Genomic DNA, 26,219 nt, shown 5'->3' with positions numbered 1-26,219 from the left:
CACTAACACGACCCTGACACCCTGGGCACCAAGCCACCGACCTTCTCTGACGTGAAATCCAACGTGCGTGCCCGGACAGGTAACGACGAGCAAAAGCGCGCCGACTAGGTCTGTACCGGATATCAGCGATAGCCTGCACGCCGACAGCCCCGAACTGTCGGCGCCTCAGCTTGGCGAGCTTGTCTTACAATACCGTCTTTCTCACCTATCGCTCGCTTTTCCATGGCCGCATTGCGTATTCGCCAGGTCCGACTTCACAAAAAACTGTCATTGCGCAAGCTGGCCGAGCTGGCGCAAGTCTCCCCTGGCCTGATCAGCCAGGTAGAGCGAGGTCTGACCCAACCCAGCCTGGACACCTTGCGCCAAATCGCCCGCGCACTGGATACGCCCCTGTTTTCCCTCCTGGAAGACGATGTGGAACAAGTGGCCGTGGTGCGTAAGAACGAACGCATGAGCATTCAGTCCGCCTCTGGCGTGCAATACCAGCGGGTGTCGCCGGGCTTTGGCAGTATTGAAATGCTGGCGGGCTTTTTACCGCCGGGCGGCAGCTCGGTTGGGCAGCGCTGGAGCCACCCTGCCGAAGAATGTGTGCTGGTCACCGAAGGCCAGTTACTGGTTGATGTCGGGGATGATCAACACTGCTTGCAAACAGGCGATAGCTGTTACTTCAATTCCAGTCTGCCTCACGCCTATCGCAATCCTTACGAGCAGGATGTGCGTTTTATTGTAGCGATCACCCCGCCCAGCTATTGAGCGCGAGGATCAGCCCCCGCGGTGCAACTGGGCCTGGATCAGATCCAGTTCGGTTTCGTGGCAACGCTGCAAACGCAACCACCGATTTTCATCCATATCCGTAGCGCGTGTGGCCAGCAGGATCAAGATGCAGGTCTGCTCATCCAGCGCCTGCACCATGGCGCTGATGCGCGGCGTACGTTGTATCGCGCTGCCCACCCAATAGCGGATCAGGCCTTGCTCAGCAAGAACCTCGACGCTGACGTGCGTCTGCCCACCATCAAACAAGGAAGTGCCCACCACCAGCCCAGGCCCCACACCTTGCGTATTCAAGCATCCTAAAGACCAGCGCCCCAATGCATCCAGATCGGCCATATAGTCCATTACGACCTTGGCTGATCGCTCGATACGACGGCTGGCCTGATGCGCCCAAGTTTGACTATCCATAGCCCTTCCTCATTTACCAGCCGGCTTGCAAGGTGTCGCACAAGCGCAGCACATCCTGCTCGGTGCAGACATTGCCGGGGGACAGGCGCAAAACGCCATCACGCTGATCGCAATACAGTTCCTGCTCGCGCAACCGATCAACCATGGCCTGCGCACGCTGGGCACTGCTGGCACGCAACATGATGCTGCCGCCACGTTCACTTTCGGCCAAAGGCGTCAGCACCGGCCACTTGGCCTTGGCGGCGCGATCCAGCAAGATAGCCGTCAATGCCCGGTTTTGTTCCAGCAATTTTTCCACGCCGGTTTCCAGCACGAAACGCAGGCCGGGCAACGAGGCAATACTGCCCAAAATAGCCGGTGTGCCATGGTCGAAACGACGCGCACCGTCAGCATAGCTGAACTGGTCCAGATTCCAGTTAAAGGGATTTTCCTGGCTGAACCAGCCACGAAACTCGGGCTCGCACTGCTCGATTAAATCCGCACGCACGTGCAAAAGGCTGGCTCCCGACACACCACAAGCCCACTTCAAGGAAGCAGACAAAGTAAAGGCGACGCCTTCATGCACGGTAAACGGCACCAGACCTGCCGCTTGCGTCAAATCCAGCGCCATCAGGCTGCCATGCTCTGTTGCACACTGCGCCATACGGTCCACATTGACGCGGTGCGAAGAGGTAGAGCTGACCCAGGTCACCAGGGCCAGGCCCACGTTGTCATCCCAGGCATGGATGAAATCATCATCGGTCACATAGGACAGACCGGCGCTCAAAGGCACGGTGCGCAAGGTGAAACCCAGACGCAGGGCCAGCTTTTGCAGCAGGAAATGCAGGCTGGGAAAGCAATCGGCCGCCACCAGCACAGTACGTCCTTTCAGCACGTGCGCTGGCAAGGAGCCCAGAATGCTGTACAGGCCGCCGGTCACGTTTTCACTAAGCGCAATATCGTTGGAGTCAGCGCCAATCAGGCTGGCCCAGGCATCCATGAAAGCCTGTTTCTGGCCCAAGGCGTAGCCCCACTGCGCATCATCCGGTGCCGACCAGACCTGACTGAACTGATCCAGCTCGGCACGCATGGCGGCTTCCTTGCCCTCGAACATGCCAATGGAGTGATACAAAAAATACCCAGACATCGTTTACATCCTTGAAAATCAATCAGCCAATTGGCGACCCGAGGTTTCTTGCACCGTGCTCAAGGCAACCATTCCGATCAATGCCACCACCATCACATAGAACGCAGGTGCCATGCTCGAACCAGTCAGACCTGTCAGCCAGGAGGCGACAAAAGGGGCCGTCGCTCCACCCAGAATGGTGGCGATGTTAAAGCCCAGCGACACACCGCTGTAGCGCACTCTTGTAGGAAACAATTCGGCATACAGGGGGTAACCCACGGCCTGGACCACAATGAACGGCAGAATGGACACGGCCACCGCAATGACGGCCAGCGGGAAGCTGCCCCAGGAGGCCACCCACATCGTCAAGGGAACCAGCACCAGATAACCGAGCAGGCCAATCGTCAGCAAGGGCTTGCGACCGAAACGGTCAGACAGGCCGCCGGCAAAAGGCATGATGAAGGCCGAGCACAAGGTGACCAGGGAAATCAGCCAGAACACCGCGGTGCCGTCGTATTTCAGGGTATGGATCAAATGGGTGCTCAGATACACCACGCCAACATAGCCGGCCGCATTCTGGGCAAAGCCAATGGCGATCACCTGCAATAAGGGGCGACGGTAATCACGCACAATCAGGGACAAGGGCGAATGCTCAGGGTGATGACGCTTGAGCATCTCTTTAAATCGCGGTGAATCCTCAATACGCGAGCGAGCCCAGACACACAACACGATCAGGGGAATGGACAACAAAAAGGGGATCCGCCAGCCCCACTCCAGCATGGCGTCCTTGCCGACGATACTGGTGACCAGGCCCGCCACCCCCGTAGCCAAGGACAGACCCAGAGTCGCCGCGGCCGGATTGAATGCGCCGAAAAAACCGCGTTTGCCCACTGGCGAGCATTCCGCCACATAAGTGGCGGCCCCGGTAATCTCGCCCCCGGCAAAAAAACCCTGCAGTAAACGGCACAACAGCAACAAGGCGGGAGCAGCCAGCCCCAAGGTGGCATAGGTCGGCAGCATGCCCATCAAGGCGCTGGCGACCCCAATGCCCACAATTGTGAACATCAGAGCAGCGGTACGGCCATGCTTGTCACCAAACCAGCCAAAAAAGATGCCCCCCAAGGGGCGGGCCAGAAAGGCGCCGCCAAATACGGCCAGCGTGGACAGCAAAGCAGCGCTTTCATTACCCGTCTGGAAAAACAGCACGCTAAGCGTCACGGCCAGCACGCCATAGAGCTGAAAATCGTAGTATTCGATCATGGTGCCCAAGCCGGCTGCACTGGCAGCACGCCAGGGCGAAACGGGGGCCGTACCCTGAAGGGGCTGTTGCTTACTCATGTCTCATCCATCCTGATGCGCGTCATGCGCTTTTTTTGTTTAGTGTGGCTAAACAAATTATACGGATGAATATTTCAGCTTTCAATCACTGGGAAAACCCTAGAAATCTGGCTCTTGCGCCCTGTCTTTATCCATGGCCTGTTGCACCCAGCGTTGTGCAGGGTGCAAGGTAATGCCCTGCTGGCGCAGGCGACGCAAGATCTCCAGCATCAGGTTGCTCCGGACCCGACGCTGTACCCGCATGCTGTTGATGAAACAGCGCATGCTAAAAGCCAAACCATCGCCAAAAATCCCGTCACACGACAGGACGGGGGCCGGTTCGTCCAGAATTTCCGGTTCGGACATGACGGCTTCACGCAGAATCTGCATGATGGCATCCGCATCCACATCCAGCGGGAACAGCAGCCGGGACTCAATCGCCCCCAGGGAGCTAGGGGTGTAGGTCAGATTGCGAACCTGCTGACCCATCATCTGAGAGTTGGGAACCATCACCATCGTGCGATCAAAACGTTCCACATAGGTGGCCCGCAGGCGAATCTGGCGCACATTGCCTTCACTGCCCTGTACTTCCACCCAATCCCCTACTTTCACGGGGCGCTCGACCATCAGCATCAGACCCGACGCGATATTTTGCACAATGCCGCGCAAACCAAAACCCAGGCCCACCGTCAGGGCGGTGAAAACCCAGGTTACGGACTCAATTGGCACCCCCAGCATAGACAGGCAGATCACCAGCAGAACAAAATAGGCGATATATCCCACCACACCGACAATCGCATTTTGCAGGCCGGGCTCCAGCGTGGTGTTAGGCATGTAGCGCTGACGCAGCCAGACCCGCAAGCAGTGGATCAAGACCGCACCCACCAACATGACGCCCAAGGCAATCAGCCACAAATCCAGGCGCCACTGCACAGCGCCCAGTCGCAGGACATCGCGTGAAACGCCCAGGCCGGACTCCAGCATCTGTTTGGGTTCGTTCAACCAGTCCCCACTACCCATCCAGATGGCCAGACCCAGCACGGTCATACGCGCGAGCGCAAAGAAGACCACAACGAGCTGGCTTTGCACGCGAATCGGCGCCGCTTCCGGGTCACGACTGCGATTGCGCAGATAGGCCAGCAAGGAATCGGACATGTCCTGCAAACAGACCATGAACACATAGGCAAGCAGACCCAACACCAGCGGCATCGTCATGAAATGAGTCATCAAATCATCAGACAGGACTTGCCAGCCGCCAATAAACAAGCCCAAGACCAGAACATAAACCACGACAGCGCCTTTAAAGGCCAGACGTGCCCAACTGCGCCCCGTGCGAACCGCGCTTTGTCCCTGTATCTCGGTACGATCAAACAGCTCATCACGCATGACCCACAAGCCATAGGCATACAACAGCAGATAGAGCACACTGCTCACCCCATCGAGCAGGGCCTGAAACGCATCCGACACGCCGATGGAACCGCGAAAGAAGCTCTCCGCCACATCCAGATAGGCGACCAGAAAAAAAGCGTAGGCAAAATAACGCAAGCGACCTTGGGTTTGGGCCGACACGGGTATCAAGCGCCAGGAAGAGCGAGGCTGTATGACAATGCCCTTGATCGATGCCAGCACTACCGCGGCAAGCCATGCCGCCAAGTTGAGATAGGCCAGCAGTTCGTACTGTATGGTGGACAGGCCAGGCCGCTCCATCACCAACTCAACCAGTTGATCGACCAGAACCCAGCTGAGAATAAACCACAGAAAAAAATTGACGATCGTCAGACTGGATCGACGTAAACGTCCGGCTGGCAGGTAACGACTGATCCAAATGGGCGTCATGCGAAACAGGACCATCCCCAGCATCAAAACAGCAGCCACCAGCCACAAGGAGGCGCTGCTTTGCTGCCAACTGCTGTTTTTCCAGGTTTGCCGCCACTGCCCGGCCAGATCGGACAGCTTCTGACGATCCTCAGGCCAAGCCGCCCTTAGCTCGGGCAAACTTTCCAGCAAAACCAAGGAAGGACTGCGTTGCCAGCGTTTTTCTTTGGCATAACGAGCTGTCGCCTCATGCAGCAACTGACGGGTCTGTTGAGACTCCAACTGCACCAGGCGGGCGACACGCAAGTCCGCGCGCAAGGCGGCATCCGCACGTCGCAGGCGCATACGCTCATTGTGCAGTGTGAGTTGATCGGCCTCATCGCCGGCATCCTCGCCCAACTCCTGAAGACGGGCCTGCAACAAGCGACTGCGCCGCTCCAGCGATTGCACCACGCGGCTGGACAAGTCCTGCGTTCGCTGCAGTTTCTGATCCTGCTCATAACTGCGCTCAGGTCGTATCGAGGCCTGATTGCCTTCCAGGCCATACTGCATCAGGCGCAGCTCGTCCTGGGCCTGCTGCAACTCGCGCATCATCTGACGCTCTTGCTCGGACTCGGACAGGGCTTGCGCCTGGACCATCGGCACCCAGCCCACCATCAAGCTCAGCAAAACGAGCAAGACCTGCGCACATCGTCGTAGCGGCTTCATGGCTTTTGCCTCCCGGGGACCGATCTGTTTTTTAACGTTCAATTATTGAACAAGGGATTGCCGCCCTCGGTCTGGCTAGCCACCGGCAGGGTCGGCAATACCGTCATGGTTTGAGTGTGATGCAGCGCCAGACCTTCTTTTCGCAACCCATCCAAAATATCGAACATCAGGACGCTGCGCACCCGGCCACTGACACGCGGCGAGGATACATAACAAGTGGCGGTGAACTGCAAACCGTTGGCATCAAATCCGTCCAGCGTCACTTCTGGCGCAGGATCGGCCAACACATCGCTGTAATTCTGCATCACCTCCAGCATGATAGAACGCACCCGTTTAGCGTCTGTGTCAATGGGCATATTGATCTTGACCTTCACCACACCCAAGGGATTGCTCAAGGTCACATTGCGCACGGTCTTGGTGATGAACTCCGAGTTCGGCACAATCAGGGTCGAGCGGTCGAACATCTCAATTTCCGTGGCCCGCGCATTGATCTTGCGCACATTGCCCTCCACGCCGTTCAAACTGACCCAATCGCCAATCTTGATGGGACGTTCAGCCAGCAGGATCAACCCCGACACGAAGTTCTGCACGACTGCCTGCAGGCCAAAACCAATCCCCACCGACAAGGCAGAGATCACCCAAGCCATCCGCTCCAGGCCAATGCCCAAGGAAGAAATGGCCGTGGCCACCACCACAAAATAGCCCACATAGCTGAACAGATTTGCGGTCGAGACCCGCATTCCAGGGTCAATACGGGTGGCAGGCAAAAGCTGGTTAGCTACCCAGCGCTGCAGGGCTTTGACAAACAACACACCCAATACCAGAATCATCCCGGCCAGCAGCACGGAACTGGGCTTGAGCTGAACCTGCCCCAACGAAAAACCCGTGACCAAAAAGCCCAAACGGCGTTGCAGCCACTGCGTGGGGTCTTCGCCAAACGGTAGCAATACAAGGGTAACGGCCATAATGATCAGGCACAGGCGCAGCGCCCCCGACAGAACAATCACGATCTGGCTGCTGCCCCGCACCTGGGCGCTGGTCCACTCGTTGGAGGCCCGCTTTTCCTTGAACTGCAGCAACAGGCTCTGGCCAATATCGGCAATCAGCGCCACCAGCACATAGCAGGTACAAATGACCAGACTCAGCCACAGGACTTCCTGCACAATCAGACTGCTCAACGCGATGTACCCGAGCAAGAAGGCGATCATTCCCAGCCCGATCACCACTCCCAGAGTGATGGGAATGGCACGCAGCCAGGTCGACCCTTGTTGTACCGGGACGGTTTTCTGCGGGTCGTCACCCTCTTGAGGCACAGGGGGCTTTTCGCGCCCTTGACTCAAATTCCAGGCGGCGATGGCAATAAAAATGCTCAGGGTCAGCGTATTGAAGCTGTTGACCAGCAAGGTGGTACTCAGCGTCGCATTGACCAGCCCCAACAATTGCTGTGACATCCAGGTCAGGGCCACCATTACGCCCAGCGCAAGCGGCAGCCAGGCCAGTTTCAGCGCCACATTGCTGGGGATCGGAGGCAAGCGCCAGCTAGGCCGCTGTGCGGACAGCAGCACCCGCCCCATGCCGGTCACGAAGCCGCCCAGATACAGGGCAAACACCGATTTGGACACGAAGCTGGACAAGTCGGGAGCCAGATTTCCGTTCCAATAAAACAGGCCCGCCGCCAAGGAGGCCAGAACCCCGGGCACCAGGCTATAGAGCACAATCAGGGCCGCAGCGTAGAAAGAACGCCGCAAACGTGAGGGTTTGGTATGGCTGATGGTAAAGCGCTCCAGCCCGCGCACCGCCCAGACCGCCAGACCCAGCCAAACCAGCGCCAGGCCTGCTGCTGACCACAGCACATACGTGGGCAAGTCCAAGAGCCGTTGTGCCAGATCCTTGCGCATGCGATCGACCCGGGCCAGATCGCCGGGCAGGTCGCGCGACACATTGCTCCAGAAACGCGGCGTCAAAACCGACTGTGACTGCAGGCCCAGCTCGGCCTGAAAGATCGCCCGACGCTGCTTGGACACCAAATCCAGCCCTTGGGTGGTTTCTACGCCGATCAGGCGGGCCAGCTTGATCATGCCATCCAGCTCGGTGACCGACTGCTGCAGCTGCGCCCGCTGGCGTGCGATGTCATCGGACTCGCCCGCCGGGTCGTCCACCGGCCCCAACTGATTCAAACGGGCCGTCACACTGAGCAGTTCAGGCTCCAGCCGCACGCTCATTTCCTGGGCCTGTTCCTGTGCCGCCAGCAACTGATTGCGCAAGGCGACCAGATCAGCATCTCCCAAGCCGTCCTTTTTCTGCAAACGCTGCTGCACCGTTTGCAGCGTGTCCCGCAATTCATTCAGGGATTCACTAGCCTGTGCAGGCGTCCAGGCCGCAGTCTCGGCTGCTGCAGGGATAGGGGTAACAGCCAGCACCACGGCCAGCAGCCACAAGGCCAAAAAGGCACACAGGCGCGAACAGCGAAAAGCGCGCATTAATAAAACTCCGGCTAAACAATCAGGCCACGCCCCGACAGGGATACGGGCAGCACAAACATGCACAGAATACCGAAAGAATCATCCTCTTGGCACAAAACACAGAAGGGACAAACGAAAAATCCCTCTCTCTCAACCGGCTCAGATCGCCTTGCACTGCATGCCCTACCCATTCTGCCACGGTCAACTTCGAGTCGCCCCGGACAACAGACCGCTCAGTACACGCAACCAAGCTCTAAAAACCACCCTTAAAACCAAGCGCAAAAAATATGAAACCCAAAAAAATAATCAAGGAAAATTAAAAAAACAAAACCCCCATAAAAAAAGAACTATCAACAATCATTATTTTGATTAAAAACCAAGTTATTCTTCTAGCATTTCTTAACTATAAGACGGCAAGAAAAAACACAGGACACAAGGAAACAGGCAATTAGATAGCAAACAGCAAAACGAAGATTAAAAAATTAGCCCTTAAATAATCAGGAAATGTGAAATAATTTTCTTAAACACAAAGAAAGAAATCATTGCGCCCCCTCTCGAACACAGCAACGCAACCAAAATGACATTCATCGTGTTTTTTAAGACCGTCACTTAGCCTCACTCTTTTATCTGCGGTGGCAGACCGCTTCGGGAGTTGGGGGACACTGAATAATGTCGATATCACCTGGGGCGGAATGAACCGGTTCCATCCAGATGTCGCGACCCTGACTGCCTGGCTTCTCTTAAGCGCCATTCTCACGCCAAGCTGCTCAGCCAGCACCTTTCTGTTACGGCAACTCGAAAACTACCGAACCTGCCCTGACGATAGTAAAACCCAAGGCTAAAACCGGCGTATTCACATGCTCGCCCCGACCCTTTTCCCACTGACAGGAGATCCCGTGTCTAAGACTCGACTTAACCCATCTAATTTGTCCCCCAACATCTACAAGACCCTCGTCAAGTACGACGCCCAGATCTACAGCGAGACTACGCTGAACAAAGAGTTGATCGAGCTGATCAAGGTCAGAATCTCGCAACTGAACGGTTGCGCATTTTGCATTGACGTCCATAGCAAACATGCACTGAGTCTGGGCATTTCCGAACGAAAACTCCTGCTTTTAAATGCCTGGAAAGAAGCCCCCCTGTTCACCGAGCAGGAGCAGGCGGCGCTGCGCTGGGCTGAGCAAGTGACTTTTATTCAGAATCTGGACGATAAGCAGACGCCATTGCATGAACTCAAGGCTCACTTCAATGACAAGGAAATCGTGGATCTGACGTATCTGGTCGGTTTGATCAACGTCTGGAACCGCTTGGCTATCAGCATGAACTACGAAATCAGCCTCTAACTAACGGAGCATTTTCCATACGCGACGCTGTGCTAGCACCTGGCGACCGTATTTCCAAAGCAGGTTTGAAGATGATCCTGCTGACCTGGCTTGCCGCCGATCCCGAGCGGCACGCCTTCCTGAGCCGGGAAAAAATGGCTCCGATTGTGACGCGGTCCAAATCTGAGGCCGGCCAGGGAATCAGTCTGGATGCAAAATTGCTGTGGCAGGAAGGAGCCGGACACTCGGCCGTCATCCACAGCAAAGATCAGGACGAGATTCATCAGTTTTCCAGCACCCTGCCCGCCGGACGCATTCTGGTCAATATGCCCGCTACCCAAGGCATATTGGGCATCAGCTCGGATATTGCGCTCTCATTCATGCAAGGGTCGGGTTTTTGGGGAGGCAATATTTCCGAACCCGTGCATTGACGGCATCTGGTCAACATCAAGCGCGTGACATTCAAGCCATAAGCCTCAGGGCTGCAAGGCGCCCGCTTCTTCGGTGATCCGGCGATCGCCTTTCGGGGAGGATACGATGCCTGGACCGCCAAGCCTACCCCATGCAAACAGGCCAGACAGACCGCACGACGGTCTGTCTGGCCTGTTATGTTTTCCGAAACGTGCTTCCCTAACGAATCTGCTCCGCCACCATGAATCCGGACGCCCCTGCCAAGCCTGGACCTGGGTGAGTAGACGCACCGATGTGGTAGACGTTTTTGTACGGGGTTGCGTGGGAGCGCGCACCGTTACTGGCCGCAAAGGGGCGCATCCAGAAGAACTGGTCGGGCGAACAGATGCCCGAGTACGGGTCGCCGCCCACCAGATTGCAATTGATGGATTCCAGGTCGGCGGGCGAAAGCACTTTCTGGCCCACAATTTGTTGACGCAGACCGGGCATGACGCCTTCCAGTTGGTCGATAATGCGCTCGGCCACGGCCTTGCTGACTTCTTCGGACCATTTTCCGTCTTCCGGCACGTCGATCTTGCCAGCCGCATCGCCACGCAGCTTCGATGGCATGTCCTGCATCTGCATCCACAAAATCCATTTGCCTTGGGGTGCTCGGCTGGGGTCCACCGCGCAAGGCTGACCAATCGCCACGGTGAACCTGGCCGGAATCAGGCCGTTATTGGCCTGGGCCACGCTCATGCTGACGTCTTCCAGGCTGTCGGACAGGTGCAGCAACGGTACTTTCAGCAGCTCCGGATCGCTCCAGTTCGGCATGCTGTCCAGCGCCAGATGAATTTGCATGTCGCCACGGCCAAAGCGGTAGGCATTGGCTTGCTTACGCACTTGGGCAGGAGCGCCCGGCAACAGACGGCCATAGAGCTGTGGCGGAGTGACGTTACACACCACATGGCTGGCTTCGTAGACTTGGCCACCGGCACGCACGCCACGGGCTTTTTGTCCTTCCAGCATAATTTCTTCTACTTCGGTGTTCAGTTGAATGCGGCCACCGGCTTTTTCAATAATGGCGCATAGCGCACGCACCAGATTCTGGCCACCGCCTTTCACCACCGGCATACCACCGGCCACCACGGCGGCAAAGGTCAGCTTGCCGATCAGGGCCGAGCAGGCGTCGTCAGGGCCCAGGCCCGAGTGCAAGACCCAGGGAGCCATCATGCCGCGCACCCGGTCATCTTTCAGTTCACGATCGGCCCAGCGGCGGAAGGATTCCAGGGACTCACGTCCGTACTGAACCATGCCGTCCATGCGACGCTTGCGCCATTGCGAAAACAGCAGACCCAACAAGCCACGGCTGTAAGGCTCGGTGCCCAGCAAGCCAAAGGTCAGACCGGCATCGCGCTCGAACAACTGACTGCACATGGCACCGAAGGCGTCGCCATCGCCTGCTTGCAAAGCATTGATACGTTGAATCGAATCGCCCACATCGTGACGCAGGGCCATGCCCTTGCCATCGCTGCCCACCACGCCGGTGGTATAGCCGTTTTCCAGAAACTCGACCCCTTGGGCAGCCAGATCATCCTTCAGGCGTGCATACGCCGCCCCGGAGGTAAACAAGGGGTACCAGGATGACAGCAGCTCATGGGTAAAACCGGGGAACAGTTCCTCGGTGCGGATACACCCACCCGCACGGTCGTTACGCTCCAGCACCAGAACCTGCTTGCCTTTTTGCGCCAGCAAGGCCGCACACACCAAGGAATTAATGCCACTGCCCACCACAATGACGGCATATGACTTGTTATTTGTTGAATCTGTCATCCCACACCTTTTTGTAAATTGCCCTGAACGGGTTCAGGGCTTGTAAACATGCCGCAAGAAACAGCTGTCAACAAGCCCTGGGCATCTTTTACCGCACTTTTCTATTTATGAGCCAGACGACTGCGCCTGCCAGCGTTCAAACCAGTGACGGGGCGACTTGCCCTGCTCTGGCCCAAGCACGGAAAAGCCACCGTCGACAGGCAGGTCGATCCCTGTCATCCAGGAAGCGGCGCCCGACACAGCAAACAACACCACCTGGGCAACTTCTTCGCCGGAACCGACTCGGCCCAACGGATGAACTTGTGCGCCCACCTGATTGGCCAGTTCACGCGAACCACCGCTCATGCGCTCAACGGACGGCGACCAGGTCCAGGCGGGCGAAACCGTCAGGACACGAATCCCCGATGGGGCCAATTCCACCGCCAAGCTTTTAGTGAACTGCAAAATGGCCGCTTTGGACGCTGGGTACAACGCGCGTCCGGCCACGCCAAACTTCCCACCGGTACTGCCCATATTGATGATGACCCCGCCTGGGCCCATATGCGGCGTGGCTTTCTGGGCCAGAATCGCGCTGGAGATCAGGTTCACATCCAAAGTCTGATGCCACAACTCGCGGCTGGAAGCCAGCCCTTCGTCCCCGTAGGAGCAGGCATTGTTCACCACAATGTCGATGCGTCCGGTTTGTGCCAATGCGGCCTGCACGCAGGCATCGAGCTGCGCATCATCACAAATATTGGCAGCCAGAAACTGGGCCTTGCCCACAGCCTGCAGGCGCACTTCAGTGCGCTGTCCCTCTTCCTGACTGCGACCCACCACCAGCACCCACGCACCGGCGGCACACAGAGCCAGAGCGATATCCGCTCCCAGCCCTTGGGTAGCTCCGGTCACAATGGCGACCTTACCGTGTAAATTCACCTGCATATCCTGTTGCATGGGCTTCTCCTACTCTGCTTGTGGCGCGCCAAAGACGGCTGCCCAATCTTCGTCACGATCAATATGCGCTATCAGGCTCATGCTGGCCAGGGAGGCTTCATGCGTGGCGGGCGGTGCGCCGCAGGCGCTGGCCACCACCGCCACTTCATACCCCATATCCACCGCATGGCGCACCGTGCTTTCCACCACGGAATGGGTGGCCACACCGGCAATCACCAAACGCTCCACGCCCAAACGACGTACCACCGGCTCCAGCGCGGAACCAAAGAAAGCGTTGATGCGCGTGTGATGGACTTCAAACTCGTTGGGCAAGGGAGCCAGCCCGTCAAAGAACTGAGCTCCCCAACTGCCAGTCTGCATGGCGCCGATGCGTTTCACATTGTGCAAAATCGGGGCGTTGCACAGCAGATCGGCATAGTCTGGCCGGTAGCCCACCCGCACATGCACAATGGGCACGCCCTGTGCACGCGCCTGTGCCAGCAGACGGCCTGCGGCCTCGATCAGCGCCTGACGCTGGGGGCTGTCAGCCTCCACCCCCACACGAATCAGGCCATCAGCATGCAGGACGTCGTTTTGGTAATGCAGGGCCAGCAAGGCGGTGTGATGGGCTGTCGACATCAGATGTACACCTGAATGGCGCCGTGGACCGCATCACGATCGACCAGATTCACCTGCTTCATGCGCAGTTTCCAGCCACCCCCCTCCTGGGCCTGCAGCTTGTGAATCAGGCTGCCCACCCGGTGGACCGGATCTTTGCCGCGCCATTCCATGGAGTGAAAGCTGGAACGCACCACCAGATAACCTTCAGGATCGGTCCCGTCTATCATCACATTACCCAGCACGCGGCAGGACTGGGTAATCGGCTGCTGGGACCAGTTGCGGTGGTTTTCCAAGCGACGAATACGCAATTCACGCAGCAGCTTGTTTTCCCAGCACAGGGAAATGTGCTCGTACGGGCTTTGCTGATCGTAGCTGTGAGGAATCCAGTACATGCCTTCCTCGGTCCACAGATCCAGCCATGCTTGCCAGCGGCGCTCGTCCAGCAAGCGGGCCTCGTGATAGATGAACTGCTCCACTTCGCGGATGGCTTCCAGGCTCAGGTTCACAGGTGTGACCTGATCCACGCTGACGTCAAAATCAATATCAAACAACATAAGAATTCTCCTTGGCTCGGACAGCAGCCCGCTTAAGCCTGTGAGGCGGGGGCGATAGGCTCACCGGAAGCCGAACGCACCGTTGCTTTACCACTGTCTTCCGACTGCGCTGGCGCGTCGTACAGGCTGGTAGTCATGAAATGCTTCCAGGCGCGGAACTGGTTACGCATGGGCAGTTCACTGGTGCCATTGGTCGCCACCATACCGCCTTCAATTTCCTTGTCAGTGCCGTCATAGCGATGCATGCTGATCCAGTCGCCACCGTTGGTTTTATTACCTTCCTGGCAACGACCATAGACCTCAATGTCGTCCGGCATCACGTTGGACGAGGGGGAGTTGATCAGGTTGGCATACATCAGGCCGCGTTTGTAAATTTCATCCGGCGCCCCTTTCAGGCGGAACAACTGAATTTCGACATGTGTGCGATCCACCGCCACAGGACGAATCACGCGAAACTGCTGGAATACGGTATGGGGCGAGCCACTGCCGTAAATGATGCTGTTGTGGCGGTTCTCGCCCAGAATGTTCAGGGCTTTTTCTTCGCCATAGGCTTGTTTCAGGGTTTCGTAGTGCGCCTTGGTGACAGGATCAGTCTCAATGGCACCGGGATTGAAAATGCCTTCCATGTAGCCATGTCCGTTATCAAAGGCGTACAAGTCCAGCTTTTCCCAGAAACCGTAAGGCTCGCCGTTGCCGTCCATGATGTGCAGCTCCAGCGGCATGGAGCCATAATCTTTGGCCTGCTCGCGGGCCGCCACGTAGGATGACTCATGCGTGACATTCGCGTGCATGGTGTCGTGCAGATTCTCGTAGAACACTTTCCAGTTGGACGGCTGCCAGACCTTGAAGCTGCCGCCGGCCACTTCCACTTCCCCCACTGGCGAGCGATCGCACAGATTATCGATGGAACTAATGATGGGCCCCAGAAACTCCTTCAAATCGGGGCCGTGGGCACTTTGACAGGCAAACACAAAACCACGGTACGTTTCCACACGAGCCACACGGCGCATGGAAAAGTCCGGATGTTTGGGGTCGAAGCAGGTGCCCTCAAAGCCATTTTTCATGGGCGCAGCCAAATGCTGACCGTCCAGCTTGAACGTCCAGGCGTGGTAGGGGCAACGGAAGAACTTGCCGGCATTGCCACACCCATCGGCCACCACTTTGGCGCCCTTATGGGGACAGCGGTTGTACAGCACGTACACCTTCTTGTCGCTGCCGCGAACCATGATGACGTCCTGACCACCCAACAAGGTCGTGTGGTAGTCGCCCGGATTGGGCACCTGGCTGTCGTGACCAATGTAAATCCAGGCACGGCCATAAATGCGTTCCATCTCCAGACGGAAGATTTCAGGGTCGGTATAGACCGATTTATGTACGCTGTCTCCCCGCACCAGTGCGGCCAGCTGTTCGTTGCTATAGCTCATCATTAACCTCCTTGCTGCCGGATGCTTGACGCATCCTCTTTATGACTTTTCCATCTTGCACTGCGGCGCAAAATGATCCTGGAATTGCTCAAATACGGTGGACACAATCTTGTTGCTCATCTGGCCCTTGTCATTCGGGGCCACTTCGCGCATGTAATAGGTCTGCACCGGATATTGGTTGTTGTTGAAGGCAAAGGCCCCGCGCACAGACTCAAACGGTGCGCTGCGCAAGGCTTTACGCAAGGCCTCACGATCGGTTGCCGCTTTCGGGTCGGCCTTCAGTGCGCCATCGAGCAACAGGGCAGCGTCATACCCCTGAGAGGCATACATGGACGGCAAGCGGCCATAGGTTTTTTCAAAATCCGCTACAAAGCGTTTATTGACCGGATTATCCAGATCCGGTGACCATTGAGCGGCATTGGCCATGCCTTTCATGGACTCACCGATGGCAGCAATGGTGTCCTGATCGGCCGAGAAGCCGGGGGTGTACACCGCCAATTGCGTGGACAGGCCCGAGTTGATCAGCTGCTTGATAAAGGACACACCCATGCCACCGGGCAGGAAGAAGAACACCGCATCCGCGCCCGACGCACGCATTTGCGCCAGCTCGGCCGCATAATCCATCTGACCGACCTTCACATAGACTTCGTCGGCAATCTCGCCCTTGAACAAGCGCTTGAAGCCTTCAATGGACTCACGGCCACCGGGATAGTTGGGGGCGATCAAATAGACTTTCTTGTGCGCCTGATCGGTCACGTACTTGCCCATGGCGGCGGGAATATCCTCGTTCTGCCAGGACACGCTGAAAAAATTGGGGTGGCAACGCTCGCCTGCGTAATCGGCCGGGCCGGTGTTGGCGGAAATGTAGACGGTGTCACTGTTCAAAATCGTCGGCATCACGGGCAGCAGCACATTGGAGAAGGCCATGCCGGTGATCACGTCGACCTTGTCGCGCTTGACCAGACGGTCCACGGCCTGACGGCCTTCCATCGGTTTTTGCTGATCGTCCAGCACCGTCAGGGCCACATCCACGCCACCGAGCTTGCCGCCCGCGTGCGTCAGGCCCAGCTCGAACCCATCGCGAATTTCTGCGCCAATGGCCGCTCCGGGACCGGACAAGGTCGTGAGCAAACCGACCTTGAATACTTCCTGACTGGACACCGGGCTACAGGCCAGGGCCAAGGCCAGCGTGCTCATGCAAAACGCCACTTGCTTTTTCATGTTTGTCTCCGTCCTCTGTCTTTCAAAAAACTGGACTTTAGGTCTGCCTGGGATCACCCCCAATACGCCGGAAACTGTGTATCACTGACGCCGGTGGTTTGTGCGGCGCTTGTCCTGCAGGCCTAGGGAAACGGGCCCAAGAGACTACGTGAATACAGCAATTCCCAGTCGTATCCCAATCTGCTAAGGTGCCGGGACAGGATTACTGTTTTAGGTTTGAAATACATTAGACCGGCTCAGAACAGGCGGCTATCCAGATATGGCAAGCCTTATCCCTAACCGGCAAAAATTTGGAGACACCCATCATGCAAGCGTGGTTTATGTCAGGCTTGGCCCCCTTGCAACACAGTGCGCCGCGTTTTCAATCGCGCTGCCCAGACCAGACTCGCAGCGAGACTGCCGGCTTTTTGACCGAGCATCGCCTGACCTGGAATGACGGCCCGGTCGATGCCTCGCTGCGCTATGCGAGCAGCCACAGCTTTTCCTTTGTCTTGCTTAAATATGGTGCGGCCGTGCAGGTGTCGCCGGGGATTCTGGAAGATTTCCTGCTGTTTCAGGTGCCGATACAGGGACGATCCTGTATCCGGGTTGGTCGGGAGTACGTCCAGGCCAACCCCAAAGTCGCCAGCGTCATCTCCCCTTCTTTGCAAGTCGAGCTGGACTGGGAGCAAGGCTGTGAACAGTTTTTGGTGAAGATCCCGCGCTACAGGCTGGAAGAGGTGGCCCGCCAAACCTTGGGCCTGAGCCTGGACCGGCCCATTGAGTTTGCCGCTGGCATGCCCTTGGACTCACCGCAAGGCTGTGCCTGGCAGCATCAAATTGGCAGCCTGCTGGCTTATGGCGGACATCTGCCTCCGGAAATGGATCAATGGTCGCGCCAGGCCGAGGACAATCTGTTGCTGCATCTGTTTCATACCCAACCCGGCAATTACAGCCGGCAGTTGCAGCAAACTGTGCGCCCGGCCAGTTCGCGCCGGGTACAAAGGGCGGAAGATTTCATGCGCGCCAGTCTGGACCAGGCCCTGACGCTGGAACAAATCGCTACCGCAGCCTGTGCCAGTGTCCGCAGCCTGACGCTGGCATTTCGTACGGAACGGGGCCTGAGCCCCATGCAATTTTTAAAGCAGATTCGTCTGGAAGCGGCCCAGCAGGCTATCCGCACCGCCACACCTGGCACCCAGGTCAGCGAGATTGCCTTGCGCTGCGGTTTCAACCATTTCGGCCGCTTCTGTGCCGACTACAAGTCCCGCTTCGGGCGTTCGCCCTCGCAGGACTTGCGCATCATCGATTAGTCTGTCAAGGCCTTGCCGGGAACCCAGACACGGCCATCAAACAGACGGCGCGCCGTACGGTAGAACGAACCGGCCTTGGCAAACCACTGGCCGTCTTTCTTTTCCACTTCCGCGCCTACGGTCAGCACGCCGGAAGGCATGCCCAGACGCAAGGGGCCTTGAGGAGCGACGGAGTCGGACAGACATTGTGAGGGCAGGCTGCCCGTCAGCCGAGCGGCCACCGCGGTACACAGCGAGATCGTCAAGGGCAAGGCGCGGTGCGGCTGACCATTGGAAATCACACGGGCCACCAGATCAATATCCTTGGCAGGCACCACCTCACCCGACAGCGTGGGGTTGTCCTGGGCAGGCGACACAATGCAGACAAACGGCACGATGCGAATCTGACGCGCAGCTTCCACATCGGGCGCAATGCCCATGCGTACCGAAGCCTGCACGCGGATGGCGTCCAGACGCTCCAGCACGTCAGGATGCGCCTCCAGCCAATCAGGCAGTTCCAGACCAGTCAGACCCACATCGGCAGCGCGTACAAAAACAGCGGCATTGGCTGCATCCACCAGCGAGACTTCAATACGGCCCACGCCCGGCACATCCAGCCATTCGGTCAATTCACCGCTAGGCAATAGGGAGCCGGTCGAGGCACCGCCCGGTTCCACAAAGTCCAGACGGATAGGCGAACCGGTACCACCTACGCCGGGAATGGACAGATCACCGTCATACCGGGGCTGGCCATCTTCGACGGTGAAATGCGCATGGATGATCTTGTTGGTATTGGTGTTCAGGATGCGCACACACGCTTCGCCATCCTCCACCTTGACCATGCCTTGTTCAACGGCATAGGGGCCGACTGCCGAGCTCATATTGCCGCAGTTGCCGCGGTAATCCACCTTCTCTTCCTTGATCGCCACTTGTGCAAAGGTGTAGTCCACATCGGCGTCCGGATGGCTGGACGGGCCGATAATACACACCTTGGACAGTGAGGAGACCCCGCCACCCATACCGTCCAGTTGACGACCGTACGGGTCGGGCGTGCCCATGGCCGCCGCAAACAACGGTGTCCAGTCCTCGCGCTTGGCAGGCAGATCTGCGATATTGAGCATCAAGGCTTTGCTGGTGCCACCACGCATGAACACGGCGGGAAGGGATTTTTGTTTCATCACGTCATTCCTGGTTCTTGGCTTGCGCCATTAAAGAAAACTGCGCCGTCTCCTGCATGGGTTCGGCGTGAGAGACTATCGGTTCACTAACAAAGTCTGATCGGATCGTGCGCTGTTGTCGTTCCAATTGCTGCACTTTTTCCTCACTGGCATTGCCCAGATGGCGGGCTAGCAAAGCGGAGGCCTGGGCGCGTTCGCCCTTTTCCAGCAAATCCAGAATCGCCAGATGCTCCAGACACTGACGACGAATACGTTCCCGATCCAGCGTTTCCTGGTATTCCAGCAGGCGCCGCAACTGGTTCTGACGGGTGACGGTCTGAGCGATAAAACGATTGCCCGACAAGGAGGCCAAAGCCTCATGGAACGTCGCATTGGCCTGATACATTTCAGCATGTCCCGCATATCGCCACCCCCCATCGGCCAAGGCTTGCTGTTGCAGACGCACCCGGCGCAAGACGGCCGAGTCAATTGCAAAGCTGGGCAGCAGCATGGCCGCCGGCTCCAGCATCTGCCGCAAGGTATAGCTCTCCTCACAAGCCTGGGGGCCGTCAATCATGGGTAGAAACGACCAGCCCTTGCTGGCACGCTGTTCCATCCAGCCTTCATTGGCGGCGCGGGCCAGAACACGACGCACACGCTCACGCGTCAGACCATAACGACGCATGGCATCGTTTTCCGACAAGGTGTCGCCCCAAACTCCGGAGAGCTTGTCTCGAGCCAGCTGCAAATAGATCTGGTCATCCTGGCTGGTGCCCAGCTCTTCTTCGATCACACCGAGCTGATCGGCCCCTTTCAACAGGTACAAACCCCGCCGGGGCGGCTGGGCGCCCACAATGCCTTTTTCCGCCAGATAGGCCAGCGCTCCCCGTATGGGCGAGCGCGATGCACCCAGCGCGTGGGCCAGCGATTGTTCCGTCAAGTGATGCCCGGCCTGCAAATGCCCTGCCCGCACGTAGTCCAGCAGGCGATGCGCCAAGGTGACATGCAAAGAATTGGATTGGCCTTTCATGCCGGTTTTCCTAAAAATCAACGCGATTCTCGATCATTTTATTGTACTATATACAAACAAAATACAATTCAATTGTTTTTTCAAGGCCCCAGACGCATAACTTTATTGATTACTCTTGCCCAGGCGGGCCCTGTCTGTCTGGCTACTTACTACGGATGAATCGTTTGCCATGTCCCAGTCTCTTGCCCTACAAACGCTGTCCCTGAACGGACGTTCCGTGCGTTACGTTCCCATTGCCGACATACCCGGTATTGAAAAGCTGCCCTATTCGCTGCGTGTCTTGCTGGAAAACCTCTGTCGTCAAAAGGCCGTGCGTCACGCCGACGTGGATCAGGAAATCGATTCCCTGCTCCAGCGCAAGGTGGGCGATGGCATCACCTTCTACCCTGCCCGCGTATTTGGTCAGGACATTCTGGGTTTGGTAATGTTGCTGGACATGGCGGCCTTGCGCGAAGGCGTACAAGCGGCCGGAGGCGACGCCAGCCGCGTGCGTCCCCAAGTCCCTATCGACGTCATTATCGACCACTCCCTGCAAGTGGACAGCTGGGCCAACCCCAAGGCAGCCGACATCAATCTGGCCCGCGAGTACGAGCGTAATGGCGAACGCTTTGCCTTTTTGCGCTGGTGTTCGAGCAACTTTGACGGCGTCAAAGTGGTTCCGCCCGGCAAAGGCATCATGCACCAGTTGCACATTGAGCATATTGGTCAGGTCGTCTGGACCGAAGAAGGCAAGGATGTGGATCTGGTCTACCCCGATAGCTGCGTGGGCACCGACAGCCACACGCCCATGGTCAACGGCCTGGGCATTCTAGGCTGGGGCGTGGGTGGCATTGAAGCTGAAGCGGTGATGGTGGGCCTGCCCGTGGCGATTGCCTTGCCAGCGGTGGTCGGCATTGAACTGAGCGGCAAGCTAAACGACGGCGTATTGCCTACCGATCTGGTGCTGGTCATTACCCAGAAACTGCGCGAGCTGGGGGTAGTGGGCAAGTTTGTCGAGTTCTTTGGCCCCAGCGTGGACGAGCTGTCCCTGGGCGACCGCGGCATGATCGCCAATATGGCACCAGAATACGGCGCCACTGCGGTGTTCTTCCCGATCGATGACGCGGCACTGCATTACATGCACATGACAGGGCGCCCACAAGAGCAGATTGATCTGGTCGAGCAGTACAGCAAGGTGCAAAAGCTGTGGCGTGATCCGGCCGCTCCCGCTCCCGTGTACGACACCGTGCTGAAGCTGGATCTGAGCAGCATCAAACCCAGCTTGGCCGGCCCCAGCAATCCTGAAGATCACCTGGATCTGGATACCGCGGCCCAGTCCTTCCCCGCCCATCACCAGAAAATTGCCGGCCGTCCTTACGATCCGCAACGCGCAGTGCCCGTGGAAGGCGAGGACTTCGTGTTAAATGATGGCGATGTGGTCATTGCCGCCATTACCTCCTGTACCAATACGGCCAACCCCGCCAATATGATGGCCGCCGGCCTGCTTGCGCGTAACGCTGTCGCTCGTGGCCTGCGCAGCAAACCTTGGGTCAAGACCTCGCTGGTGCCAGGTAGCCAGGTGACCGCCGACGTGCTGGAACGCGCCCAGTTGCAGGATGATCTGGACGTGCTGGGTTTCAACATTGCCGGTTTTGGCTGCACCACGTGTAACGGTGGTTCGGGACCGCTACCTGCCAATATCGTCAACGCGATTGAATCGGAGAAGCTGATCGCCACCGCCGTACTGTCCGGCAACCGCAACTTTGAAGGCCGCATTCACGCCAACGTGCGTGCCGCTTACCTGGCATCGCCCGCTCTGGTCGTGGCCTACGCCCTGGCCGGCAATCTGAATGTGGACCTGACCCGCGACCCGCTGGGCAAAGATCAGGACGGTAAAGACGTCTACCTGAGCGACATCTGGCCCAAATCCGCCGAAGTGCAAGAAGCCATCCACGGCGCTTACGACCGCGATCTGTTCATCGAACGCTACGCCGAGCTGTACGACGGTGGCGAGCCTTGGGACGCCCTGGCCCGCGAAAGCAATGGCGGTCACTACCCCTGGGAAGCCGACAGTACCTACATCCGCAAACCGCCTTACTTTGACGGCCTGCAGCGCGAGCCTGCCCCCGTGGCCAACTTGCACGGTATGCGCCCACTGGCCATTTTGGGTGATTCCATCACCACGGACCATATCTCGCCCTCCGGTTCGATCAGCCTGGGCACGCCTGCCGCTGACTTCCTGCTGTCCAAGGGGGTGGAGCAAAAAGACTTCAACAACTACACCACGCGCCGTGCCAACCATGAAGTGGTCAAGCGTGCGACTTTCGCCAACATCCGTCTGCGCAACAAGATTGTTCCCGGCGTGGAAGGCGGGGTCACCAAGGTGATGCCCGAGGGTGAAGTGATGCGCATTTTTGAAGCTGCTCAAACTTATCAGGAACGCCAGGTTCCGCTGCTGGTCATCGCCGGCAAGAACTACGGTTGCGGCTCGTCCCGTGACTCGGCGGCCAAAGGTCCGGCACTGCTGGGGGTGAAAGCGGTGGTTGCCGAAGGCTTCGAGCGTATCCACCGCACCAACCTGGTCGGTATGGGTGTGCTGCCCCTGCAGTTTCAGGAAGGCACCAATGCCGACACATTGGGTCTGGATGGAACCGAAACCTTTGACGTCAAGGGTCTGGAAGAAAACCTGGGCGTACGTTCGCAAGCCCAGCTGATTATCCACCGTCTGGATGGCAGCACCCAGTCCGTACCGGTCACTGTACGACTGGATACTGTCGAGGACATGGAGTATTGGCGTCACGGCGGCATCCTGCCCCGCGTCTGGCGCAAGTACCTGGAGGACTAAGCCTACCCTGGCTTAGGCCAACAGGCTGTCGCTTCTCTCAAACGCCAGGGCCCACGCCCTGGCGTTCCTGTTTGGCCAGCCGCAGCCAGTGTTCTATACGGCCCAGGGAATAGCGCGCGCTTTGCTGACGGATTTCATCCCGTGTGCCGTCAAACACAATCGTCTCGGTATACACGACCAAAGGATCAAACTTGTCCTGCGGCTTGAACAGCCACGCAAAGCACTGCGTTCCGGCGGGAATCTGTGGCTCGGCAATATCATCGGCCACGCCGGTATTGGCAATGATCAGATTGGCCGGAGTCAGTTGCGCTGCGCCTTTGGCCATGGCTCTGGCTACCGCTTCACTGCACAGATTGTTTTCCGACAGCACGCTTTGGTCCACGCCCAGACAACGATACTTGGCTTGTGGCGAATAGGTCACAAACGCGCAGTCGAGTACGGCTGCCGCCCCCTTCTGGTCGGCCAGGGTGGATGCAATCAAACCCGCCGTGCATGATTCCGCCGTTGCCAGCGTCAGCTTGGCATCGCTCAGGATATTGACCAGGCTAGCCAGATCCAGATCTTTCATGACAAACCCTCCTTATCAGGACACAAGGACGGTTTATTCAAACATAAAGAAATACGGCAGGAAATAAAGTTCCGCGTTCTCTCACCATCTGGAACATGCGCTTACGTGTCAGCAACCTGCCCTGAATGCTGTCCAAACAGGCTGCTCATATCGCTGGCTTTCAGGCCCAGATTGCTGGCCAACATGTCAAAACAGCGCAAGGCCGCCTTAATATCCTGTTCAGGAATGCCGGCAAACAAGGGGGCGCGCGACTGGCGCAACAGTTCCAGCAAATGCGCATGAAAGTCACGTCCTTTGTCCGTCAGACACAATAGCCGCGCCCGTTTGTCCTGCTCGTCGGGCACACGTTCGAGCAAACCCGTCGATTCCAATTGATCAATCAGACGAACCAGTGTCGGGCCCTCCAGACGCATCATGCGCGCCAACTGGCCTTGACGTATGGGTTCGCCCAGCTGAGCCAGATAACGAATAGGCAGGATGGTGGCCTCGGACACACCGTAACGCCCCAGCGTCTGATCCAGCTCACGACGGTAAAGACGCGCCAGCACAATCATGGACAAGCCAAACCGTTCATACAGTTGGTGATTCATCAGGTCGACTCCACAGCACGAGGCACCGTATTAGGGGGGTAAGCATAAACCAGAACGGGAGTAGCCCCCAGCAAGGACTGAGCAACATCCCGGATCGCCTCTGCCAGCACAGGATCGGCACAAGATTGACTGATACGCAGCAACTGTTGAGCCAGCTCCTGCGGCTGGCTCTCAAACCCCTCCAGCAGTTCACATACCAAACTGACGCACGTCTGCTGCGGCGCGCCCCGCCTGCCCAGACGCTTCAATGCCACAATCCCATGCCCCAGATTGATCAGCGACACCAGACCCTGCGGCGCTTGCTCCCCCATCCAGTGCAGCAGGCGCACCCACTGCCGGGCCACCCGTGCCCGCCAGACGCGAAACAGGCGTGGCCGGGAACGACGGATCAAGGGATACAGCTCGCGCACCACCCGCCGCACCAAAGCCTGCCCACGCGGGTGGGTACGACGCGGCAACAGAAAAAAGGCGCTGCATACCACCGCAGAACCCGCCAGCAAAGGCACGGACTCCTTGATGATGAGCGGCCAGCTAACGGCTGCCATACCCGCCTGACTGGCCAGTTGGAAACACATATTGGCATCCAGCGCCCAAGCAGATGTGGGGCGATTGGCCCGTAACAAACCACCCACCACCACAAAAGGCAGCACTGAAACGATGACCTGCCAGTCCGTCACCAAATAGCCCTGAATCAGATAGCGATAGAGGCTGGCCACCAGCACGCCCACCGTAATTCCGGTGAACATGGTGCGACTCATCAGCTGCGGACGTGGCATGGAGCCCAAAATAATGGAGAAAGTACACACCCCCATCGCCATCAACTCCAGTGCCGGACTGGACAAGGCAAAGGCAAGCGCCCCTGCACTGAAGGTAGCCAAGGCGCTAATCAAGCCGGTACGTGTTGCCAGAGGCCAGTCCACCGACCGTGCCGGGGTGGCCAAGAACCGGTGAGGGCCCCGTCGGGCTGGTGTCCGAGCGGCAAACAGACCCGTTTCAGCCCGCCGAATCTGCCCCATGGCTCGGCGCAACCGCGCCAAACTGATTTGCTCGGGCGGCCTGACGCCGGTTTTTTCCAACACCGTCAAAGAATGCCCCTGCTCCAGACGCTGCGCCTGCTCCAGCAAGAACTGCGCCTCATCGGCGGCGGGCAAACGCCCCCGCTCTCTTTGGCGCACAATCAGCTCACTGGCGGCCAACAGCTCGATCACGGCATATAAAAACGCGTCCACATAGGGCAGGCGACGATAAGCATCCCAGGAACCGGCAGCCGTAATACGGGCCTGAGCATCCAAGTCCACTATTTCCTGCCTTATCCGTGCGGACAGGGCCGGGTCCGACTCTTTATAAGCAGGGCCCAGCGCATGCGCCGCCAGACGCAAAGCGTCCGCCGCCAGAACACGCACCCGTTGGTAATACGTTTGGCGCTGGCTATGCGGCGTCGTGCGGGAGCACAGGACGGTAGTGACCACTACCCCGATCAGGGTGCACTGCACGCGCGACAACGCCAGATCCAAGGAGCTGTCTGGCGAGAGCACCGAGGGCAGGACCACCACGCCAATCGTGATGCCCGCCAACATGGGCAAATATGACAAGGCACCCCGCAACACATGGGTGAAGGCGGAGGCCACCCCGACTACCAGGGCCATGCCCAGCAATTGCCAATAAGGGTGGGGCAAATGCAGAAAGGCCAGCCCCAGCCCTGCCCCTGCCAGGGATCCCACTATTCGCCACAAGGCGCGCTCATACACCAGTCCCCGATAGGGCTGGGACAGAACCCACACTGGCATGGCGGCCCAGAACGGGTTGTCGACAGACAGCAAAACCGCAATCGCAAACGACAAGCCGGCAGCCAACGCCATGTTTAAACCATGCAGCAGCGCAGGCCTGTCCAGCTGGAGCCAGGGAAAAGAAACAGG

The 26,219-nt window shown here is 58.0% G+C and carries 21 protein-coding genes; 5 read left to right on the top strand and 16 right to left on the bottom strand.

Translation table 11 applies throughout. From position 1 onward, the window contains the following. The first annotated feature begins 222 nt into the window (after positions 1-222). Positions 223-753, top strand: coding sequence for a helix-turn-helix domain-containing protein (locus ACOZ42_RS06095; protein ID WP_003801641.1), 531 nt, complete (start codon positions 223-225; stop codon positions 751-753). Between the two features lie 9 nt (positions 754-762). On the opposite strand, the gene ACOZ42_RS06090 is transcribed toward ACOZ42_RS06095, so the two are convergent. From ACOZ42_RS06090 to ACOZ42_RS06070, 5 genes are all read right to left on the bottom strand, one after another. Next, positions 763-1,179, bottom strand: coding sequence for a hypothetical protein (locus ACOZ42_RS06090; RefSeq protein ID WP_003801643.1), 417 nt, complete (start codon positions 1,177-1,179; stop codon positions 763-765). Positions 1,180-1,192: 13 nt separating this feature from the next. Then, positions 1,193-2,305 (bottom strand): aminotransferase class V-fold PLP-dependent enzyme, encoded by a 1,113-nt coding sequence (locus ACOZ42_RS06085; protein WP_426345677.1) that lies wholly within the window; start codon positions 2,303-2,305, stop codon positions 1,193-1,195. A gap of 18 nt (positions 2,306-2,323) precedes the next feature. After that, the gene (locus ACOZ42_RS06080; protein ID WP_240209311.1) at positions 2,324-3,622 is read right to left on the bottom strand and encodes an MFS transporter; all 1,299 of its coding nucleotides are present in this window, start codon (positions 3,620-3,622) and stop codon (positions 2,324-2,326) included. Between the two features lie 99 nt (positions 3,623-3,721). After that, the gene (locus tag ACOZ42_RS06075; RefSeq protein ID WP_131071479.1) at positions 3,722-6,124 is read right to left on the bottom strand and encodes a mechanosensitive ion channel family protein; all 2,403 of its coding nucleotides are present in this window, start codon (positions 6,122-6,124) and stop codon (positions 3,722-3,724) included. Between the two features lie 38 nt (positions 6,125-6,162). Then, positions 6,163-8,604 carry a DUF3772 domain-containing protein gene (locus ACOZ42_RS06070; RefSeq protein WP_426345676.1) on the bottom strand — a complete coding sequence of 814 codons (2,442 nt, stop codon included), beginning with the start codon at positions 8,602-8,604 and terminating at the stop codon, positions 6,163-6,165. Between the two features lie 878 nt (positions 8,605-9,482). On the opposite strand from ACOZ42_RS06070, the gene ACOZ42_RS06065 reads away from it, so the two are divergent. Both ACOZ42_RS06065 and ACOZ42_RS06060 read left to right on the top strand, forming a co-directional pair. Beyond that, positions 9,483-9,929 (top strand): carboxymuconolactone decarboxylase family protein, encoded by a 447-nt coding sequence (locus ACOZ42_RS06065; protein WP_165477543.1) that lies wholly within the window; start codon positions 9,483-9,485, stop codon positions 9,927-9,929. Positions 9,930-10,000: 71 nt separating this feature from the next. Further along, positions 10,001-10,339 (top strand): hypothetical protein, encoded by a 339-nt coding sequence (locus tag ACOZ42_RS06060; protein WP_003801655.1) that lies wholly within the window; start codon positions 10,001-10,003, stop codon positions 10,337-10,339. Between the two features lie 199 nt (positions 10,340-10,538). Here ACOZ42_RS06060 and ACOZ42_RS06055 read toward each other — a convergent pair whose 3' ends face one another. The 6 genes from ACOZ42_RS06055 to ACOZ42_RS06030 form a co-directional block, all read right to left on the bottom strand. Beyond that, positions 10,539-12,131, bottom strand: a complete 1,593-nt coding sequence (locus ACOZ42_RS06055) for a phytoene desaturase family protein (RefSeq protein WP_426345675.1) — start codon at positions 12,129-12,131, stop codon at positions 10,539-10,541. Between the two features lie 105 nt (positions 12,132-12,236). Further along, a complete protein-coding gene (locus tag ACOZ42_RS06050) occupies positions 12,237-13,064 on the bottom strand; it encodes an SDR family oxidoreductase (protein ID WP_059317860.1) in 828 nt (275 codons plus the stop codon). 9 nt (positions 13,065-13,073) lie between these two features. Continuing rightward, complete coding sequence (locus ACOZ42_RS06045; RefSeq protein WP_415302251.1) at positions 13,074-13,682, bottom strand: cysteine hydrolase family protein; 609 nt, start codon at positions 13,680-13,682, stop codon at positions 13,074-13,076. After that, on the bottom strand, positions 13,682-14,218 hold the full coding sequence (locus tag ACOZ42_RS06040; RefSeq protein WP_003801662.1) for an aromatic-ring-hydroxylating dioxygenase subunit beta: 537 nt from the start codon (positions 14,216-14,218) through the stop codon (positions 13,682-13,684). Before ACOZ42_RS06040 ends, ACOZ42_RS06045 begins: the two co-directional genes overlap by 1 nt. A 32-nt stretch (positions 14,219-14,250) precedes the next feature. Beyond that, positions 14,251-15,642 carry an aromatic ring-hydroxylating dioxygenase subunit alpha gene (locus ACOZ42_RS06035; RefSeq protein WP_003801664.1) on the bottom strand — a complete coding sequence of 464 codons (1,392 nt, stop codon included), beginning with the start codon at positions 15,640-15,642 and terminating at the stop codon, positions 14,251-14,253. Between the two features lie 39 nt (positions 15,643-15,681). Next, a complete protein-coding gene (locus ACOZ42_RS06030; protein ID WP_415302250.1) occupies positions 15,682-16,863 on the bottom strand; it encodes an ABC transporter substrate-binding protein in 1,182 nt (393 codons plus the stop codon). A 305-nt stretch (positions 16,864-17,168) separates the two neighbouring features. Here ACOZ42_RS06030 and ACOZ42_RS06025 point away from each other — a divergent pair, with 305 nt between their 5' ends. Beyond that, entirely contained in the window at positions 17,169-18,155 is a 987-nt protein-coding gene (locus tag ACOZ42_RS06025) for an AraC family transcriptional regulator (protein ID WP_336579641.1), read from the top strand. Here the strand turns inward: ACOZ42_RS06025 and ACOZ42_RS06020 are convergent. Further along, on the bottom strand, positions 18,152-19,312 hold the full coding sequence (locus ACOZ42_RS06020; RefSeq protein WP_426345674.1) for a 2-methylaconitate cis-trans isomerase PrpF family protein: 1,161 nt from the start codon (positions 19,310-19,312) through the stop codon (positions 18,152-18,154). The two genes, ACOZ42_RS06025 and ACOZ42_RS06020, sit on opposite strands and share 4 nt — an antisense overlap. Before the next feature lie 4 nt (positions 19,313-19,316). Further along, entirely contained in the window at positions 19,317-20,321 is a 1,005-nt protein-coding gene (locus ACOZ42_RS06015) for a GntR family transcriptional regulator (RefSeq protein WP_426345673.1), read from the bottom strand. 169 nt (positions 20,322-20,490) lie between these two features. On the opposite strand from ACOZ42_RS06015, the gene acnA reads away from it, so the two are divergent. Further along, positions 20,491-23,145, top strand: a complete 2,655-nt coding sequence (gene acnA, locus ACOZ42_RS06010; RefSeq protein ID WP_059317864.1) for an aconitate hydratase AcnA — start codon at positions 20,491-20,493, stop codon at positions 23,143-23,145. Positions 23,146-23,182: 37 nt separating this feature from the next. Here acnA and ACOZ42_RS06005 read toward each other — a convergent pair whose 3' ends face one another. The 3 genes from ACOZ42_RS06005 to ACOZ42_RS05995 all read right to left on the bottom strand — a co-directional run bounded on the left by ACOZ42_RS06005 (position 23,183) and on the right by ACOZ42_RS05995 (position 26,162). Then, positions 23,183-23,713 (bottom strand): CinA family protein, encoded by a 531-nt coding sequence (locus ACOZ42_RS06005; protein WP_426345672.1) that lies wholly within the window; start codon positions 23,711-23,713, stop codon positions 23,183-23,185. Between the two features lie 101 nt (positions 23,714-23,814). Continuing rightward, positions 23,815-24,303 carry a MarR family winged helix-turn-helix transcriptional regulator gene (locus ACOZ42_RS06000; protein ID WP_003801677.1) on the bottom strand — a complete coding sequence of 163 codons (489 nt, stop codon included), beginning with the start codon at positions 24,301-24,303 and terminating at the stop codon, positions 23,815-23,817. Then, positions 24,303-26,162 carry an FUSC family protein gene (locus tag ACOZ42_RS05995; protein ID WP_426345671.1) on the bottom strand — a complete coding sequence of 620 codons (1,860 nt, stop codon included), beginning with the start codon at positions 26,160-26,162 and terminating at the stop codon, positions 24,303-24,305. The genes ACOZ42_RS06000 and ACOZ42_RS05995 overlap by 1 nt, the downstream gene beginning before the upstream one ends. Positions 26,163-26,219: the final 57 nt, after the last annotated feature.

This window comes from Alcaligenes sp. HNGD-HTN06 (assembly GCF_049932565.1).
Lineage (GTDB): Bacteria > Pseudomonadota > Gammaproteobacteria > Burkholderiales > Burkholderiaceae_B > Alcaligenes > Alcaligenes ammonioxydans.
This window is presented reverse-complemented; position numbering and strand designations above follow the sequence as displayed.

Excerpts from the sequence above, each read along its gene's own strand:
- ACOZ42_RS06025 (WP_336579641.1), top strand. The coding sequence starts at position 17,169 with ATGCAAGCGTGGTTTATGTCAGGCTTGGCCCCCTTGCAACACAGTGCG.
- ACOZ42_RS06055 (WP_426345675.1), bottom strand. The coding sequence starts at position 12,131 with ATGACAGATTCAACAAATAACAAGTCATATGCCGTCATTGTGGTGGGC.
- ACOZ42_RS06035 (WP_003801664.1), bottom strand. The coding sequence starts at position 15,642 with ATGAGCTATAGCAACGAACAGCTGGCCGCACTGGTGCGGGGAGACAGC.
- ACOZ42_RS06070 (WP_426345676.1), bottom strand. The coding sequence starts at position 8,604 with ATGCGCGCTTTTCGCTGTTCGCGCCTGTGTGCCTTTTTGGCCTTGTGG.
- ACOZ42_RS06085 (WP_426345677.1), bottom strand. The coding sequence starts at position 2,305 with ATGTCTGGGTATTTTTTGTATCACTCCATTGGCATGTTCGAGGGCAAG.
- ACOZ42_RS06045 (WP_415302251.1), bottom strand. The coding sequence starts at position 13,682 with ATGTCGACAGCCCATCACACCGCCTTGCTGGCCCTGCATTACCAAAAC.
- ACOZ42_RS06000 (WP_003801677.1), bottom strand. The coding sequence starts at position 24,303 with ATGAATCACCAACTGTATGAACGGTTTGGCTTGTCCATGATTGTGCTG.
- ACOZ42_RS06090 (WP_003801643.1), bottom strand. The coding sequence starts at position 1,179 with ATGGATAGTCAAACTTGGGCGCATCAGGCCAGCCGTCGTATCGAGCGA.
- ACOZ42_RS05995 (WP_426345671.1), bottom strand. The coding sequence starts at position 26,162 with ATGGCGTTGGCTGCCGGCTTGTCGTTTGCGATTGCGGTTTTGCTGTCT.
- ACOZ42_RS06030 (WP_415302250.1), bottom strand. The coding sequence starts at position 16,863 with ATGAAAAAGCAAGTGGCGTTTTGCATGAGCACGCTGGCCTTGGCCCTG.
- ACOZ42_RS06075 (WP_131071479.1), bottom strand. The coding sequence starts at position 6,124 with ATGAAGCCGCTACGACGATGTGCGCAGGTCTTGCTCGTTTTGCTGAGC.
- acnA (WP_059317864.1), top strand. The coding sequence starts at position 20,491 with ATGTCCCAGTCTCTTGCCCTACAAACGCTGTCCCTGAACGGACGTTCC.
- ACOZ42_RS06020 (WP_426345674.1), bottom strand. The coding sequence starts at position 19,312 with ATGAAACAAAAATCCCTTCCCGCCGTGTTCATGCGTGGTGGCACCAGC.
- ACOZ42_RS06005 (WP_426345672.1), bottom strand. The coding sequence starts at position 23,713 with ATGAAAGATCTGGATCTGGCTAGCCTGGTCAATATCCTGAGCGATGCC.
- ACOZ42_RS06060 (WP_003801655.1), top strand. The coding sequence starts at position 10,001 with ATGATCCTGCTGACCTGGCTTGCCGCCGATCCCGAGCGGCACGCCTTC.
- ACOZ42_RS06040 (WP_003801662.1), bottom strand. The coding sequence starts at position 14,218 with ATGTTGTTTGATATTGATTTTGACGTCAGCGTGGATCAGGTCACACCT.
- ACOZ42_RS06015 (WP_426345673.1), bottom strand. The coding sequence starts at position 20,321 with ATGAAAGGCCAATCCAATTCTTTGCATGTCACCTTGGCGCATCGCCTG.
- ACOZ42_RS06080 (WP_240209311.1), bottom strand. The coding sequence starts at position 3,622 with ATGAGTAAGCAACAGCCCCTTCAGGGTACGGCCCCCGTTTCGCCCTGG.
- ACOZ42_RS06050 (WP_059317860.1), bottom strand. The coding sequence starts at position 13,064 with ATGCAACAGGATATGCAGGTGAATTTACACGGTAAGGTCGCCATTGTG.
- ACOZ42_RS06095 (WP_003801641.1), top strand. The coding sequence starts at position 223 with ATGGCCGCATTGCGTATTCGCCAGGTCCGACTTCACAAAAAACTGTCA.